A 15,431-nucleotide genomic window follows, 5' to 3' on the forward strand; every position below is an offset into this window, starting at 1 on the left:
TCCAGCCAGCTTTCTAGGCTGGGATCGCGCCTGTGCCTGCGCCATTGCCTGCCATGGTCAAACCGCGCTACCCATGGCAAAACACTGCATAATAACCGTCACATCCTACAGGCCGCGTCCTGTCACCTGATCTTTGGAGCTCCTCCCATAGAACGCTCGCTTTTCCAATTCATCTGGAAGTACTCCAAGCGCGACCAGCTGATTCTCCTGGTGGTCACGGCCTGTCTGTTCCCGCTGCTCTATCTGACGCTGGAGCTGCCCAAGCGGATCATCAATGACGCCATCGGGGCGCAGAGCTCCGTGGTCGAGGTCTGGGGCCATCAGGTGGATCAGCTCACCTACCTGTGGCTTCTTTGCGGTGCCTTCCTGCTTGCGGTGCTGGCGCATGGGCTGACCAAGATGCGCATCAACACCATGAAAGGTGTGCTGGCAGAGCGTATGCTGCGCCGGTTTCGCTACAGTCTGATCGCGCGGGTGTTGCGGTTCCCGCAGCCCTATTTCGAGCGCACAAGTCAGGGCGAACTGGTGTCGATGATCACCTCCGAATCCGAGCCCATGGGCGGGCTGATGGGGGATGCGGTCAGCCAGCCGGTGCTCCAGGCCGGCCAGATGCTGACCATCCTGTATTTCCTGTTTGCGCAGAATGTCTGGTTCGGTCTCGCCGCGATCGCCCTCATTCCCTTGCAGGGCTGGCTGATTCCGCTGTTGCAGCGGCGGATCAACAAGCTCAACAAGAAGCGCATCCAGCAGGTGCGCGCGCTGGCCTCGGAGATCGGCGAAAGCGCCGCCGGGGCGGCGACGCTGCGGGTGAATGGCGGCTGGCGCTACCGCATGGCGCGGGTGACGGATCGACTGGGACGGCTCTACGAGATCCGCTTCGAGATCTATCAGAAAAAGTTCTTCATGAAGTTCCTCAACAACTTCATCACCCAGCTGACGCCGTTCTTCTTCTACGCGGTTGGCGGCTATCTGGTGCTGGAGGGCAAGGTCTCGCTCGGGGCGCTGGTTGCGGCTCTGGCGGCCTACAAGGATCTTGCCTCGCCGTGGAAGGAACTGCTGACTTATTACAACCAGACCCAGGACATGGCGCTGCGCTGGGAGGTGATCCTGGAGCGGTTCGCGCCGCCGGACATGGTGGATGAGCGCCTGATGCAGGGCGAGCCGGAGACGCTGCCGCATCTGGACGGCGACATCGTGCTGGACGGCGTCAGCGTGCGCGATGCGGATGGCAATCTGGTGCTGGAGGAACTGACGGCGACCTTCCCCAAGGGCGAGTTGATCGGCATCGCCGCGCCGTCCGAAGAGGACCGCCGCGCTCTGGCGGAGGTTCTGACCCGTGAGGTGCTCCCCGCATCGGGCACGGTCACCCTGGCCGGACACAACATTCGCGAGCTGCACCAGATGGTGCTGGCAACGCGGGTCGGCCATGCCACCTCGCGCCCGGCGCTGTTTCAGGGATCGTTCGGGGAAAACGTGCTGATGCCACTGCGGGTGCGCCCGTTGGAGGATCCTTCCGATCCCCGCGTCCAGCGCGATGCCATCCGTGCGGGCAACAGCCCCGATCCCTTTGATGTGAACTGGGTCGATCCGCGCATTGCCGGGTTTGAGAAGCCGGAGGAGCTGCGCGACTGGTGGTTGCGCATCGTCGAGGGCATCGGCTCTGACACGGCGCTGCTGCGGCGGGGCATGGACCAGATCTTTGACCGGGCGGAGCATCCGAAACTGGCCGATGCGCTGGTGAAACTGCGCCCGCATGTGCAGCTGGCGCTGATGGATGCGGGGCTGGATGCCTTTGCCCATTTTAACAATCGCGAACAGTATAACCCCGCGTTGCCGGTGGTGGAGAACCTGCTCTATGCGACGCGCTCGGTGCCGATCACCTACGAGCTGTTGCGACAGCAGAGCGACTTTCTGGAGACGGTGCGCCGTATCGGGCTCGACAAGGACCTGGTGATGCTGGCGCAGGACGTGCTGGAAATGCTGCGGCAGATCTTTGGCATGGACGGCACCGTGCATCCGTTGTTCCGCAAGCTGGGACTTGAGGCCTCGGACTATGAGGCCGCATTGCAATTGCTGCAAAAGGTGAAATCCAAGGGCACCGAGGCGCTGGAACCGGAAGAGCTGGCGCAGATGATGATCGTGCCCTTCTCGATCTCTGCCGAGGCGCTGGGGCCGGCCTTCAGCACTGAGATCGAGGACCGCATCCTGTCCCTGCGCGACAGCCATGGGCGCGAGCTTCTGGACACGCTCGACGATATTTTTGTGCCGCTCTACGAGGGCGATTTCGCGCCCGGTTTCACCGTGCTGGAGAACGCCATCTTCGGCAAGATTTCGGACAGTGCCGGCGCGCGGGCCGAGGATCTGCGCAAGGCGGTTGCCGAGGTGATCGACGAGGCCGGCGTGCGCGAAATGGTGGTGGAGCTGATCTTCGACCTGCCGGTGTCCGTCGGCGGGCAGGGGCTGGGGCAGAGCTTTGCCGAGCCGCTGGCCTTCTGCCGCGCGTCGATCAAGCGCCCGGATGTGCTCATCCTCGACAGCGCCCTGGCCAGTTTTGATCGCGACACCCGCCGCGCCATGCAGGACAATCTGCGCGAGCTGCTGCCGCAAACCACGCTGATCTTCCTTGAACCGGCGTTCCGGGACCCGGATCGGTTCGACCATTATTTCGAACTGCGGCAAGGACGCCTGAAGGACGAACGCGCCGACGACCGGGAGACTGGCGACGAGGACAGCGCCTCGGCGGCGGATCTGTCGCGCAAGCTGCGCGCGCTGGAAACCACAGAGCTGTTCTCCGGCCTCAACCGCCGCCAGCTGCGACTGCTGGCCTTTGGCGCGCGCTGGTATGAGGCGGCACCGGGCACTGCCGTGTTCCACAAGGATGATGCGGCCACCGACGGGGCCTATATGATCATCGAGGGCGAGGCGGGGCTCTACCTGCCGTCCGATGACGACGGCACGCAGGCGCAGATGATCGCGCGGGTCGGGCCGGGTCGGCTGGTCGGAGAACTTGGCCTGATCCGCAAGGAGCCCCGCGCCTTGTCGATGGTCGCGGAAAGCGACCTGACCTGCCTGCGGATCGGTGAGGAGGAGTTCCTCGCCGTGGTGGAGAATGATGCCAATACGGCCTTCAAGCTGTTGCAGGTGGTCGCGGGATACGTCTCCAGCTGAGATTGCGATCCGGCGTGATGCGACAGGCGGCCCTCCGGGGTGCCAGGCGGGCCGCTCAGGCGGGCCAAACATACCAATGAAAATCAGGGAGAGAACGCATGAAACTGTTTCGCTACCGGACCGCCGAAGGGGTCCGCCCCGGCTTGATTGACGCGGAGGGCGTGCCCCGGGATCTGGCCCAGCATGTCGCGGATGTCACGCCGGAGACGCTGAACCCATCCGTGCTGGCGGCGATCGCGGCACTGGACGCCCGCGCACTGCCCGAATTGGAGGGAGCACTCGACTATGCGCCCTGCGTCGGAGGTGTCGGCAAGTTCCTCTGCATCGGACTCAACTATTCCGATCATGCCCAGGAAGTGGGGGCGTCCCCCCCGGCACACCCCATTCTTTTCATGAAAGCAAATTCGGCGATCATAGGCGCCTGCGATGACGTGTGCATTCCCCGAGGGTCGAAGGCGACGGATTGGGAAGTCGAGCTGGGCGTGGTGATCGGTCAGGCGGCAAAATACGTCACAGTGGAAGACGCGTTGGACCATGTGGCGGGCTACTGCGTTGTGAATGATGTCTCGGAACGCGACTTCCAGATGCAATTGACCGGGCAGTGGACCAAGGGCAAGAGCTGCGACACCTTTGGTCCCATTGGTCCGTGGCTGGTCACCGCTGATGAGGTGCCCGACCCTCAGGCGCTCGACCTGTCATGCGATGTGAACGGCCAGCGGATGCAGACCGGGCATACCAGCCGGATGATCTTTTCCGTGGCTGAGATCATCAGCCATCTCAGCCAGCTGATGACGCTGCATCCCGGTGATGTCATCGCCACCGGAACCCCGCCCGGGGTCGGCATGGGGCAGAAGCCCACGCCGATCTTTCTTCAGGAGGGTGATGTTATGGAGTTGGAAATTCAGGGGCTTGGCCGTCAGCGGCAAAGCGTGCGCGCCGACCACTAAGTCCGGGACACCGCGCCTGGGCGGCGCGGACCCGTCAGCTGCAATAGATGTCGTGCAGTGTATCGAGGATGCTTGTGGCCGGTCCGTCGGCAAGGGAATAATAGACCGTCTTGCCCTCGCGCCGGGCCACAACCAGCCGATCTTCGCGCAGGCGGGAGAGCAGCTGGCTGACCGCGGCCTGCCGCTTGCCCAGCCTGTCTTCGAGCGCGCCCACCGAAAGCTCCTGCTCGCCTGCGAGATAGCACAGGATCATCAGGCGTCCCTCATGCGCCAGGGCTTTCAACAGGGTTGCGGCGTCAGACGCGCGATCTGCCATGTCGGGGGCGGGCATGTCCAGTGTTTCAGTCATGGTCAGGGTCTACTCTCGGGGCCGTCGTTGATCCTGCACGGGCGCAGGCTGAGTGTGTCAGGCCATAGGGCTGACGCTAACTAGAGTAAGTTCACGTCTTGTAGGGGGATCGCAAGAGTTTTGGCAAATATTTATTCATTTTAGCAAACCTCCGCTCACTTTTTGCGGGAACGCCTCGCCGGATCTGGCGAGGTTGGAAAATTTGTCCTAGCGGCAATGCGCTGGAAATGTCCAGACACGTCGCCGTGAGGACGGGCTCCGGGCGCAAGGTTACGACAGGCGTGGGGCCACCTGTGAGGGGCATTGCCTGTCTGGCTACATGCGGGAATCAGGCGCTGTGCGCGGCAGCCGGCGGACTGTTGCTAGTCCGCCGGCTGGTTTGGGAAGTTCAGGGCTGATGCGCCGGTGGGGTGACACCGGTGCCGCGTTATCTGCGCTGCGTGTGGCGCTGGGTGACTTGCGGTCCAGGGAACCGCTAGGTGTCGCCGTCCAGAACCGGAGCACCCCCCTGAAACGCATTGCCGTTTGCATAGTCGCAGGGCGCTTCTTGCATGTTGAGGTGCAGGTCGTCGCCGGTAAACGGATGCGCGCGGGCGAGGTCCTCGTCCACCTCGATGCCGAGGCCCGCCGAGGATGGCGGCGTGACAAAGCCCTGTTCGACCCGGATCGAGGATTTGATAAGCGCATCGTGAAAGGGGGTTTCGATGGTTTCCGCCATCAGCAGGTTGGGGATGGAGGCGGCGAACTGGATATTGGCCGCCCATTCCACCGGGCCGGCGTAGAGATGCGGCGCCATCTGGGCATTGAACACTTCGGCCATGGCGGCGACTTTCTTCATTTCCCAGATCCCGCCGGCGCGTCCGAGTGCGGGTTGCAGGATTTCCGCGGCACCGGCCCGCAGGAGCGCGCCGAATTCGGCCTTGGTGGATAGGCGTTCCCCGGCGGAGACCGGGATGCGGACCTGTCGGGCCACGCGGGCCATGTCCTCGACCATATCCGGCGGGGTGGGTTCTTCGTACCAGAGCGGGCTATAGGGTTCGAGCGCCTGGCCCATGCGGATTGCGCCCGCGGTGTTGAACTGGCCATGGGTGCCGAACAGGAGATCTGCCCTGTCGCCGACCGCGTCGCGGATCGCCTTGCAGAAGGCGACCGAGAGGCTGATGTCGGACATGGCGGGCATGTGGCCGCCGCGAATGGTGTAGGGGCCGGCGGGGTCGAATTTCACCGCCGTGTATCCGCGCGCGACGGCATCGCGGGCGGAGTCGGCGGCCATTTCGGGAGAGGTCCAGAAGGTGCTGATGTCGTGGTGCGGCAAGGGGTAGAGGTAGGTATACGCGCGGATACGGTCGTTCATCCGCCCGCCAAGGAGGGCATGCACCGGTCGGTCGCGATCCTTGCCGAGGATGTCCCAGCAGGCGATTTCGAGACCGGAGAAGGCTCCCATCACGGTTGGATCCGGGCGCTGGGTGAAGCCGGAGGAATAGGCCCGGCGGAACATCAGCTCGATGTTCTCGGGGTTTTCACCCTGCATATGGCGGGCAAAGATGTCCTCGATCACGGCGGTCATTGCCTTGGGGCCGACAGTGGAGGCATAGCATTCCCCCCAGCCGGTGATGCCGGTGTCGGTGGTGAGTTTGACGAGAATCCAGTAGCGCCCGCCCCAGCCCGGAGCGGGGGGCGCGGTGATGATGATGTCGAGGTCCTGGAGTTTCATATCTCTCGGTCCTTTGATGGTCTGCAGATCGGGTGGAGGCGGGAGCGCCCCCCCCCCTCCCCCCCCCCCCCCCCCCCCCCCCCCCCCCCCCCCCCCCCCCCCCCCCCCCGGGTCCGGGCCTGGTGGCCCGGATCCCTGCGTCAGGGTGCAATCCTCAGCGGTCGAAGAGGATCACATTGCGTTTGGCGCTGCCGGTTCTGGTATCGGCGATGGCGTCGTTGATCTGCGCCAGCGACCAGCGCCCCGAGATCAGCTCGTCCAGCTTCAGGCGGCCCTGCTGGTAGAGATCGACGATCCAGGGCACGTCCCGCTGGATCACCACATCGCCCATCTTGGAGCCCAGCAACCCCTGGCCCAGGGCGGCCATCACCACCGGTTCGTAGCGGGCCGTCTGGCCGGAGTGCGGCATTCCGATCATCACCGCGCGTCCCCCCGCTCCGAGATAGCGGGGGGCCTGCTCGTAGGCGGGAATGGCGCCGACGGTAATCAGCACAACCTCCGCGCCCTTCCCGCCGAGCGCTTCGAAGGCAGCGCGCCAGGGTTTCGGATCAGTTGCGAGGATGCCGTGGGTTGCGCCGAACTCCTGTGCAATCGCGAGCTTTTCGGTGCTCATGTCAACCGCCACGATACGGCGGGCGCCGGCGATGCGGGCACCCTGGATCGCATTGAGCCCGACGCCGCCGGCGCCGATGACCACGACGTCCTCGCCCGGTCGCAGGTGGGCGGTGTTGACCGCTCCGCCGATGCCGGTGATCACGCCACAGGAGATCAGCGCCGCCACGTCCTTGGGGATCTGCGCGGGGATCTTCACGATCTGTCGGGCGCTGACCACGACCTTTTCGGCAAACGCACCGCAGTCCATCGCCTGAAGCATGGGGGTTCCTTCCGCGGTGGTTAGGGGCCCGCCGGTCCTGTCCCGGGGCGTGGCACAGTTGACGGGGCGACCCGCAGCACATGTGGGGCAGCTGCCGCAGGCCCGGATCAGGGTCACGATCACATCATCGCCGGGGGCGAACCCTTCGACACCGGCGCCAACCGCGGTGACGCGCCCGGCGGCCTCATGTCCGAAGACCGCAGGCAGCGGGCCGCCCCAGGCCCCGTCGGCATAGGAGATGTCGCTGTGGCAGATCGCGACGGCATCGAGGGTCACTTCGACTTCGCCCGCTCCGGGTGGTGCGATCCGGATTTCTTTGATCACAAGCGGGGCGCCATGTGTGTGGCACACTGCGGCCTTGATCAACTGCATGGTTCGTCTCCTCGTCGGTTGAGGTCAGGGTGACGGGCGCTCTGGCGCACTGCAATGCGGAAAACGGCGCTGAAGTGTCGGTTTTACGCAACGGCATCGGGGAGGGGGGTAGAGAGGCGCGCCGAACGGGGCCACCGGGCCCGGGGGGCGGTGCGGGGCATGGCGCACCGAGGGAGGCGAACACGCGGTGTTCCGGCCCGCGTGCACGCCCGCCCCCGGGGGGCTCTAAAATCGCGGCTCCGACGGGTCCGGGATATTGGCCGTGATCTGGTCGATCAATCTGGCCAGCGGTTGAGGCGCGGCAAAGAACGGGGAATGAGCGCTGTCCAGAACATGGACCTGCGCGTCCGGCCAGTCCGCGGTCATGCTGGCCTGATACTCGGGCGGGATGGTCCGGTCGTGTGTACAGCGGATGTAGTGCTTGGGCAGGCTGCTCCAGCGGTCGGGAACGGTGAGGGGCGTCGCCTGTGGCCGGATCGGCTGCGGGCAGATATGCTCCAGCGCGAAAGACACCGCGTCGGGCGGGCAGTCGTGATAGAACAGCTCCGGCGCAGCATCCGGATGGACCGTGTAGCTGTGCCCGTCCTCGGATTTGACCGCCGCGCTGCCGATGGTCTGGCGTGGACCGGCCCGGCGCATGTCGATCAGCGACATGCCGGAGATCGGGACATAGGCGCAGAGGTAGATCAGCCCGCGTGGGCAGGCGTGGGCCACGGCGCCGGTGATCGGAAAACCGGCCCAGGAGTGTCCGACGACAATTGTGTCTGGCGTGATCTGGGCGGCCACTGCCCGGCAGCTGTCGTCCAGGCTGACATCTGCTGGCGAACGCCCGTCGCCGTGGCCGGGCAGGTCGATGGTGCGCACGGTATGGCCATATGCGGCCAGGGCCGGGATCAGGTCGCGCCAGCACCAGGCGCCGTGGCAGGACCCGTGTACGAGAAGAATATCAGCCAAGGTGAGCGATCTCCTGCATGAAATGTGTGAGCCGTTCGGCATAGGTTTCGGGCTGGTCGATGGGCGGCACATGCCCCGTCCGGCGCAACAGGGTGAACTGCGAGCCGGGGATCAGATCGACGGTCTCGCGCACCAGATCCGGCGGCGTCGAACCGTCCTCGGAGCCGGCAATCCCGAGGGCCGGCAGCCGCAGGCCGGAGGTCGGCGTGTAGAAATCGGTTCCGGCGATGGCGGCGCAGCAGCCCAGGTATCCTTCCGGTGGGCAGTTTTCGATCTGTGCCTGTGTCGGGGCGTGGGCACCCGATTTCACATGGGCCCGGGGAAACCAGCGCTGCATGGTGTCTGTGCTTATGGCGGCCATGCCACCGCTGCGGATCGCCGCCATCCTGCGCTGCCAGATTTCTGGCGTCCCGATCTTTGCGGCGGTGTTCGACAGCACCAGCGCCCGGATCTGATCGAGCCGCTTGACCGCGAGACCCTGGGCGATCATGCCGCCGATGGAGAGGCCAACAAAGAGGCTGTCGCGGATCTCGCAGAACTCCATCAATCGTTCCGTGTCGCGCACCAGCGTGCCCATGGAGTAGGGACCGTCGGGCACCGAGGACCCTCCGTGACCGCGCAGGTCGAAGGTCAGGATACGCAGGCCGTCGGGCAGAAGGTCGATCACGCGATCCCAGATGTGCTGATCGGTACCAAGCGCATGGGCAAACACCACGGGTGGGGCCGTCTCCGGACCGCGTAGGGTGTAGTTCAACTGGACGTCGCCGAGGTCTGCGAGGGGCATGGGTGGGGCTCTTTGGTTCTGCGCTGTGCGGACCGGACGCCGGGTCCGATCAGGGTGGGGTGAGGCCCCCGACCCTAGCCGGATCTGTCAGAAGTGGCCAGCGACCGGGACACTTCGAATGACGGTCGCACACGCGCGGCAGGGGCCGTCTCAGCCAAAGCGCGCGAGCGCCTCGGTAAAGGTCTCGGTGTCCACATTGCCGCCGGTGGCAACCGCGATCACGGTATCGCCCTCAAGGTCCGAACCGTGGAACAGGGCAGCGGCCAGAGACGCGGCGCCGCCGGGTTCCAGCACGATCTTGAGGCGCTGAAAGGCCAGCGCCATGGCCTGTTGTGCTTCGGCATCGGTGATGGTGATGCCCGGCGCGCAGAGGCGGGACAGCAGCGGCCAGGTGATTTCGCCCGGGGCCGGGGTCAGGATCGCATCGCAGATGGAGCCGGTGGGCGCGGCATTGGTCTCGATCCGGCCTGCGGCCTGCGAGCGCACCACGTCATCGAACCCTTCTGGCTCTGTCGGGCGCACGCGCATCCCCGGCGCGCGATCTTCCAGTGCCAGCGCGATGCCGGAGGTCAGACCTCCGCCGCCGCAGCAGACCAGGACGTCGGCCTCCGTAATGCCAAGCTCCGCGGCCTGATCGGCGATCTCCAGGCCGGTGGTGCCCTGACCTGCGATCACCTCGGGTTCGTCATAGGGTTTGATCAGGGTGAGGCCGCGGCTCTCGACCAGCGGTGCGGCGGCGGCTTCGCGGCTCTCACCGGCGGCGCGGTCATAGAGAACGACCTCGGCGCCGAGGGCGCGGGTGTTGTCGATCTTGAGCCGGGGCGCATCGGCAGGCATCACGATGACCGCGGGCGAGCCATGGGCCTTGGCGGCGGCGGCAACGCCCTGTGCGTGGTTGCCAGAGGAATAGGCGATGACGCCGCGTGTGCGCAGCTCCGGGGAAAGCGCCGAGAGCGCCGCCCAGCCGCCGCGGAACTTGAACGATCCGGTGTGTTGCAGGCACTCGGCCTTCACCAGGAGACGGCGGCCCGCGATCTCGTCGAGAAACGGCGAGGACAGCAGCGGCGTGCGACGGGCATGGCCCTTGAGCCGCGCGGCGGCGGCCTCGATCATGGCGAGTGTGGTCATTGGGCGTCTTTCAATACGTAGTGGATAAGGGACAGGGCGGCGGGCTCATCGAGAAAGGGCACATGGCCGCGATCTGGCAGTTCCACCGCGCGCAGCGCGGGCAGGCGGCGCTGCATTTCCGCATAGGTCTCGGCCGAGAGGATGTCGGACTGTGCTCCACGGATGACGCCGCAGGGCAGGCCGTCGAGTGCGGCGAACCACGGCCAGAGGCTGGGTTTCTCCTCCATTTCCGCCACGGCCTCGGCCTGGGCCAGCATCGCGTCCCGCAGGCGGGCATCATAGCGCAGCTCCAGCCCGTCCGGGGTTTCCTTGTAGAAGGTCTGTGCCTCTTCCAGCCAGCGCTGCGACGGGACGCCGGAAAAGGCCGGAGTCATCGCGGCCCCGAGCGCCTGCGCAGCCTGCGCGTGGGTTTTTGCGGCTGGTCGCCGCCCCAGATAGTCGAATATGCGCCCGAGCCCCGTGTCGGCGATGTCCGGGCCGACATCATTCACGATCACCGCCGACAGCCGGTCCCGGGCGGTGCCGGCAATGGCCATGGCGACGAGCCCGCCGCGCGAGGTGCCCAGGATGGCGGCACGGGACAGGTCGAGATGATCCATCAGCGCGACCACATCCCCGGCTTCGGTCAGGATGTTGTAGCTGCCGGGGTCCTCGGCATAGTCGGAACGCCCCCGGCCGCGCAGGTCCAGCAGGATCACGTGGTAATCGGCAAGATGCGGCAGAACATAGCGGAAATCCTGCCCGTCGCGGGTCAGCCCGGGCAGGCAGATCAGCGGCACTCCATCGCGGTTGCCGTGGGTTTCATAGTAGAGCGACAGCCCGTCGGGCGTGGTGAAACGGCTCATGTAACAGGGTCTTTCTCAGCAGGAGGCGGCAATGTCGGGCACGGTGCTCAGGTCGGTCAGGATATGGGTGGGACGCCAGGGCAGCCGATCAACCGGCTCGCTGCCCCGGTTGACCCAGACCGTGGTAAAGCCATAGCCGGTTGCACAACCGGCGTCCCAGCCGTTGGAGGACACAAACAGCACGTCGGATGGATCATCGCCAAAATGCGCGCCCACCAGATCATAGACGGCAGCAGCGGGTTTGAAGACGCCGACGCTTTCGACCGACAGCACCGCATCGAGGCATTCGGAAATCCCGGCCGAGTCCACCGCCCCCGTCAGCATGTCGGGCGAGCCGTTCGACAGGATGCCGGTGTTGTAGCCTGCCGCCTTCAGCGCCTGCAGCATCGCCGGAACCTCCGGATAGGCGGCGAGCTGCCAATAGAGGTCGAGCAACCGTTGCCGCAACGCCGGCTGGTCGGTCAGGCCCGCGGCCTCCAACGCCCAGTCGAGGCCGTCCTGTGTGATCTGCCAGAAATCTGCATGGGCGCCGACGACCGCACGCAGCCAGGTGTATTGCAGCTGCTTCAGCCGCCAGTCCTGCGCCAGTGTCGCCCAGCTGTCGGCAAGCTGCGGAAACGCCGGGTCTGCGGCGGCCTGCCGGGCGGCAGCCGTGACATCGAACAACGTGCCATAGGCGTCGAAGATGCAGGTCTTGAGTGTCATCTCTTGGGTCTCCCTGTCGCGGCAAAGGTGCCACAAGCGGGGCCGGTCTCAATGGGCTAAATTGTGTTGGTACGGGTTTACTCTGCCGTCATGGCCGTTAGGGTGGCGCTTTATCATTGGGCGTTGGGCCTGAAATACACCAGAGAACCCGAAAGGGGGTCATTATGACCGCGGTAAAAAATGGCGACACGGTTCGCATCCACTACACCGGAAAACTGACGGACGGCACCGTCTTTGACAGTTCCGAAGGGCGCGATCCGCTAGAGTTCACCGTCGGCGCCGGCCACGTGATCAAGGGCATGGATGAAGGCATGCTGGAGATGGCCGAAGGCGATACCAAGACGTTGGAGATTGCCTGCGAAGATGCCTACGGCCCGATCAACCCGTCGGCGCGCCAGGCGGTGCCGCGCGAGGGGATCCCGGACGATATTCCGCTGGAAATCGGCACCATGCTCCAGATGCAGACCCCCGAAGGCCAGGTACTGCCGGTGACGGTGGTCGAGGTGGACGAGGCGAATGTGACCCTGGACGCTAACCATCGTCTGGCGGGCCAGGACCTGGTCTTTGACGTGGAGCTGGTGGCGATCGCCTGAGGCAAGGCATCACTGCCACTGCTTTGAAAGCCGGGCAGGCGGGGCTCCCGCCCGCTCGGGACGCGGCAAGCGCATCCTTCCCGGTTGGGCCCGGCGCCGCGCCTGCGGCGCGGCGGGGGACAGGCCGCCGCCCGACCGTGTGATCGCCGCCACAACCTGTTTGGCGGTCGCTTCTTCCCCCTTCCGTCTGCGCGCGCCGCCTGTACGCCTCGTCAGCCTCGCGTCGCGAGCGCATTCCGCCCCGGGCGATCACCCGCAACTTACTTCAATTGCGCCGCGCATTTCTGAAGCGCGGTGATCGGGATTCACGTCCTGTTCATTTCTCTCGGCGACCTTCCCCACAGACCCGCTGCCGCGCTGGCGTGATGCCGCGTTTTGTTCCCGGCCCGATAGAACGGCCGGTCGGCCTGCGGGTGGGTTTTTATCTAACGGGAGTTCTCTCACATGCGGAATCTGCTTCTTGGCGCAATGTTCACCATTGGCGGCACCATGGCGCATGCCACCGAATATCTGAATGTTTTCACCTGGGACGGCTATGTCCTGCCGGCCGAGGTTGCGGCGGTGAACGACATCCTCAAGTCCGAAGGCTATGATGTCGAGGTGCGCGTCATGGACACGCTGGCCGAGGGGCCCGAGCAGATGTTCGACGTGATCCGTTCCGGTGATGTGGATGTGTCCTTCCTGACGCTGAACTACATCCAGATGGAGGGCTTTCCCTTCTCCAACCTGTTGCAACCCATCGATCTGTCCTCGCCACGGCTGAGCAACGCTGCGTCGCTGCTGCCGGAATTGAGCGCAATCCCGATGGGCATGTCGGATGCGGGTCCGCTTTACCTGCCGTTCGGCGGCGGGTCCTACGGGATCTGGGCCAATGACGATGTGGTGTCGGAACACCCCGCCTCTGTCGCCGATCTTCTGAAGCCGGAATGGAAGGGCCGCCTCTCGCTGACCGAGGGGCAGGTGCAGCCCAACGTGGCGCTGGCGCTGATGGCGATGGGCGAGGCGCCGTTTGCGGTGCAGGATGCCTCCGGAGATCGCAAGAAGATGGCGGAGATGCAAAAGGCTGATGGCGCGCTGCAGCAGACCATGAACACGCTGTACGATCAGGTCGGTTTCTTCTGGAGCGCCGGTCCGGAATTCCGCGACGATCTGGCGTTTGTGGCCTCTTACGGGCCGGGTGCAGCGGCGCATGTGGCCGAAGGTGGCAACTGGAGCATCGTGAACTTCGAGGAAGGCAACACGGTCTGGCTCGACACCATCAACTTCTCCAAGAAGCTTGAGGGCGAGAAGCTGGAAGCGGCAGAGATCTTTGCCAACTATTTCATCGGCAAGGACGTGCAGGAGCGCATCGTGAATGGTCTTGGCATGGTGGCGGCGACAACGCAGGTCGATGCCAACCCGATGCTGGACGAGAACCCGGAGTTCTTTGCCGAAGAGCTGTTCTGGCCGCCCTACACCAAGGTTGCCAACAACGTGATGAACATGCTGTCCAAACGCGCCTCGGGCGGCGACAGCTGATCCGGTTCATTGGATCGAGACGGAGAAGGGGGCGCCAGGGCGTCCCCTTTTTTGTTTGCCGGGCCAGATTGTGGCCCGGTGTCTGGGGGGGGGGGCGGCGCTGGGGCGCTGCCCGTTACAGCAGTGACGCGATGCTGCGGGCCGAGCGCTGGAGGAGGACCCGCAATCCTTCGATGCCGCTGCCGGCCCGAACGCGCAGCCCCAGAGAGTGCAGAGTTGCGGCGGCGAGGTCTGTGGCGGCTGCGCGGGAGGCCTCTGGCGCAGCCGGTGCCAGGTGGTCAAAGAGACGGCGGAACTGGTGATCGGTTTGGGCAATCCGGGCGCGCAACGCAGTGCGGATCTCAGGGTGCATGGGGGCTTCGGCAATGGCGGTTGAAAACACCAGACAGCCGCGTGCACCGGAAGCGCCGTCCTCCTGATAGATTGCCAGCATCGCGGTGAACACCGCCAGAAGCGCGTCTTCGGGCGCGGCATTGCGCGGCACCTGACGGCGCAGATCGCCCTGCACGCGGATGACAAAATCATCCATCGCGCGCAGGAACATTTCTTCCTTGTTGCCAAAGGCGGCATAAAGGCTGGGGCGGACAAGGCCGGTTGCCTTGGAGAGATCATCGAGCGAGGTGGCCGCATAGCCCTTCTGCCAGAAGGTCTCCATGATGGTCTGCCGTACCGCGCGTTCATCGAACTTGCGCGGACGGCCCCGACCGCGTGTCTGCCCCGCCTTGCTCATTCGGGGAAATCCGCCCCGTGCAGCACATCGCAGAAATGCGGCTGGTGAAAGCCCGGCACATGGCGATGGGCCACATCAGCGCCAAAATTATGCATCGCTGTCATGGGCTTGGCTTTGTAGATCCGGGTGAGCGCTTGTTCCATGGCCTTTTTGAAACCCAGACGGGGGTAGGCGTCAAGCACCTGTTCCATCACCTCCGGCGTGATGTGGTCATGTGGGATAACGCCCACGTCCAGCCCTGCACCGAACTGCACCAGCGCGGCCTCGGGCGATTTCTTCTGCGGGATCGAAAACGTCGTGTGCAGCGCAATCGCGTCCCAGACCCGGTCAATGCGCGATTGCTCGACGTTTTGTGCCGCAAGGAACGTGGCGGCGGCATCGGCGGCGTCCACCTCAAACCGATCCTCCGCCATATAGGTTTCTGTGAGGCCGAGATCATGCAGCATGGCGGCGATGTAAAACAGCTCCGGGTCATATTGCGTGCCCGTCGCGCGCGCCGCCAGCGCGCCAAACACATAGGAGCGGCTGACATGGTTATAAAGGAAGGGATCGCTAGCCATGCGCGCCATCTCTTCGGCGGCGGAGCACAGGGCCGTGTCGGGCGGGGTGACGAGGTCAGTGAGAAGCATCGAAAGTATCCTGTCTTGAAAGGTTCCCTTTTATTATGCGATTCGGTATAAAATAAAAGAGCCGATACCCAAAACGACCTGCGACAAAAAGAAAAGGCACCCCGAAGGGTGCCTTAACAGT

At 64.8% G+C, this 15,431-nt stretch carries 14 protein-coding genes; 4 read left to right on the plus strand and 10 right to left on the minus strand.

Annotation, left to right across the window (positions count from 1 at the left end; genetic code table 11):
* The first annotated feature begins 201 nt into the window (after positions 1 to 201).
* Together ACXAF5_RS03850 and ACXAF5_RS03855 are read left to right on the plus strand one after the other, a co-directional pair.
* A complete protein-coding gene (locus ACXAF5_RS03850) occupies positions 202 to 3,168 on the plus strand; it encodes an ABC transporter transmembrane domain-containing protein (protein ID WP_474947795.1) in 2,967 nt (988 codons plus the stop codon).
* A gap of 98 nt (positions 3,169 to 3,266) precedes the next feature.
* Positions 3,267 to 4,115 (plus strand): fumarylacetoacetate hydrolase family protein, encoded by an 849-nt coding sequence (locus ACXAF5_RS03855; protein WP_474945594.1) that lies wholly within the window; start codon positions 3,267 to 3,269, stop codon positions 4,113 to 4,115.
* A 34-nt stretch (positions 4,116 to 4,149) separates the two neighbouring features.
* Here the strand turns inward: ACXAF5_RS03855 and ACXAF5_RS03860 are convergent, their stop codons facing one another.
* From ACXAF5_RS03860 to ACXAF5_RS03895, 8 genes are all read right to left on the minus strand, one after another.
* On the minus strand, positions 4,150 to 4,464 hold the full coding sequence (locus ACXAF5_RS03860) for an ArsR/SmtB family transcription factor (protein ID WP_474945595.1): 315 nt from the start codon (positions 4,462 to 4,464) through the stop codon (positions 4,150 to 4,152).
* Between the two features lie 475 nt (positions 4,465 to 4,939).
* Positions 4,940 to 6,178: a mandelate racemase/muconate lactonizing enzyme family protein gene (locus ACXAF5_RS03865; protein ID WP_474945596.1), complete on the minus strand. Its 1,239-nt coding sequence runs from the start codon at positions 6,176 to 6,178 to the stop codon at positions 4,940 to 4,942.
* 154 nt (positions 6,179 to 6,332) lie between these two features.
* Positions 6,333 to 7,424, minus strand: a complete 1,092-nt coding sequence (locus ACXAF5_RS03870) for a Zn-dependent alcohol dehydrogenase (protein ID WP_474945597.1) — start codon at positions 7,422 to 7,424, stop codon at positions 6,333 to 6,335.
* A 225-nt stretch (positions 7,425 to 7,649) separates the two neighbouring features.
* Positions 7,650 to 8,378 carry an alpha/beta fold hydrolase gene (locus ACXAF5_RS03875; RefSeq protein WP_474945598.1) on the minus strand — a complete coding sequence of 243 codons (729 nt, stop codon included), beginning with the start codon at positions 8,376 to 8,378 and terminating at the stop codon, positions 7,650 to 7,652.
* Complete coding sequence (gene pcaD / locus ACXAF5_RS03880; RefSeq protein ID WP_474945599.1) at positions 8,371 to 9,162, minus strand: 3-oxoadipate enol-lactonase; 792 nt, start codon at positions 9,160 to 9,162, stop codon at positions 8,371 to 8,373. Before pcaD ends, ACXAF5_RS03875 begins: the two co-directional genes overlap by 8 nt.
* A 150-nt stretch (positions 9,163 to 9,312) precedes the next feature.
* Positions 9,313 to 10,290, minus strand: coding sequence for a threonine ammonia-lyase (locus tag ACXAF5_RS03885; RefSeq protein ID WP_474945600.1), 978 nt, complete (start codon positions 10,288 to 10,290; stop codon positions 9,313 to 9,315).
* On the minus strand, positions 10,287 to 11,135 hold the full coding sequence (locus tag ACXAF5_RS03890; protein WP_474945601.1) for an alpha/beta fold hydrolase: 849 nt from the start codon (positions 11,133 to 11,135) through the stop codon (positions 10,287 to 10,289). The genes ACXAF5_RS03885 and ACXAF5_RS03890 overlap by 4 nt, the downstream gene beginning before the upstream one ends.
* A 15-nt stretch (positions 11,136 to 11,150) precedes the next feature.
* The gene (locus ACXAF5_RS03895; protein WP_474945602.1) at positions 11,151 to 11,840 is read right to left on the minus strand and encodes a haloacid dehalogenase type II; all 690 of its coding nucleotides are present in this window, start codon (positions 11,838 to 11,840) and stop codon (positions 11,151 to 11,153) included.
* 164 nt (positions 11,841 to 12,004) lie between these two features.
* Between ACXAF5_RS03895 and ACXAF5_RS03900 the strand changes: the two genes are divergently transcribed.
* Together ACXAF5_RS03900 and ACXAF5_RS03905 are read left to right on the plus strand one after the other, a co-directional pair.
* The gene (locus ACXAF5_RS03900; RefSeq protein WP_239318918.1) at positions 12,005 to 12,433 is read left to right on the plus strand and encodes an FKBP-type peptidyl-prolyl cis-trans isomerase; all 429 of its coding nucleotides are present in this window, start codon (positions 12,005 to 12,007) and stop codon (positions 12,431 to 12,433) included.
* Positions 12,434 to 12,877: 444 nt separating this feature from the next.
* Entirely contained in the window at positions 12,878 to 13,951 is a 1,074-nt protein-coding gene (locus ACXAF5_RS03905; RefSeq protein ID WP_474945603.1) for an ABC transporter substrate-binding protein, read from the plus strand.
* 115 nt (positions 13,952 to 14,066) lie between these two features.
* Here ACXAF5_RS03905 and ACXAF5_RS03910 read toward each other — a convergent pair whose 3' ends face one another.
* Positions 14,067 to 14,681 (minus strand): TetR/AcrR family transcriptional regulator, encoded by a 615-nt coding sequence (locus ACXAF5_RS03910; protein ID WP_474945604.1) that lies wholly within the window; start codon positions 14,679 to 14,681, stop codon positions 14,067 to 14,069.
* Complete coding sequence (locus tag ACXAF5_RS03915; protein WP_474945605.1) at positions 14,678 to 15,310, minus strand: HD domain-containing protein; 633 nt, start codon at positions 15,308 to 15,310, stop codon at positions 14,678 to 14,680. The genes ACXAF5_RS03910 and ACXAF5_RS03915 overlap by 4 nt, the downstream gene beginning before the upstream one ends.
* Between the last annotated feature and the right edge of the window lie 121 nt (positions 15,311 to 15,431).

It is taken from the genome of Epibacterium sp. ABV4_022 (assembly GCF_056159345.1).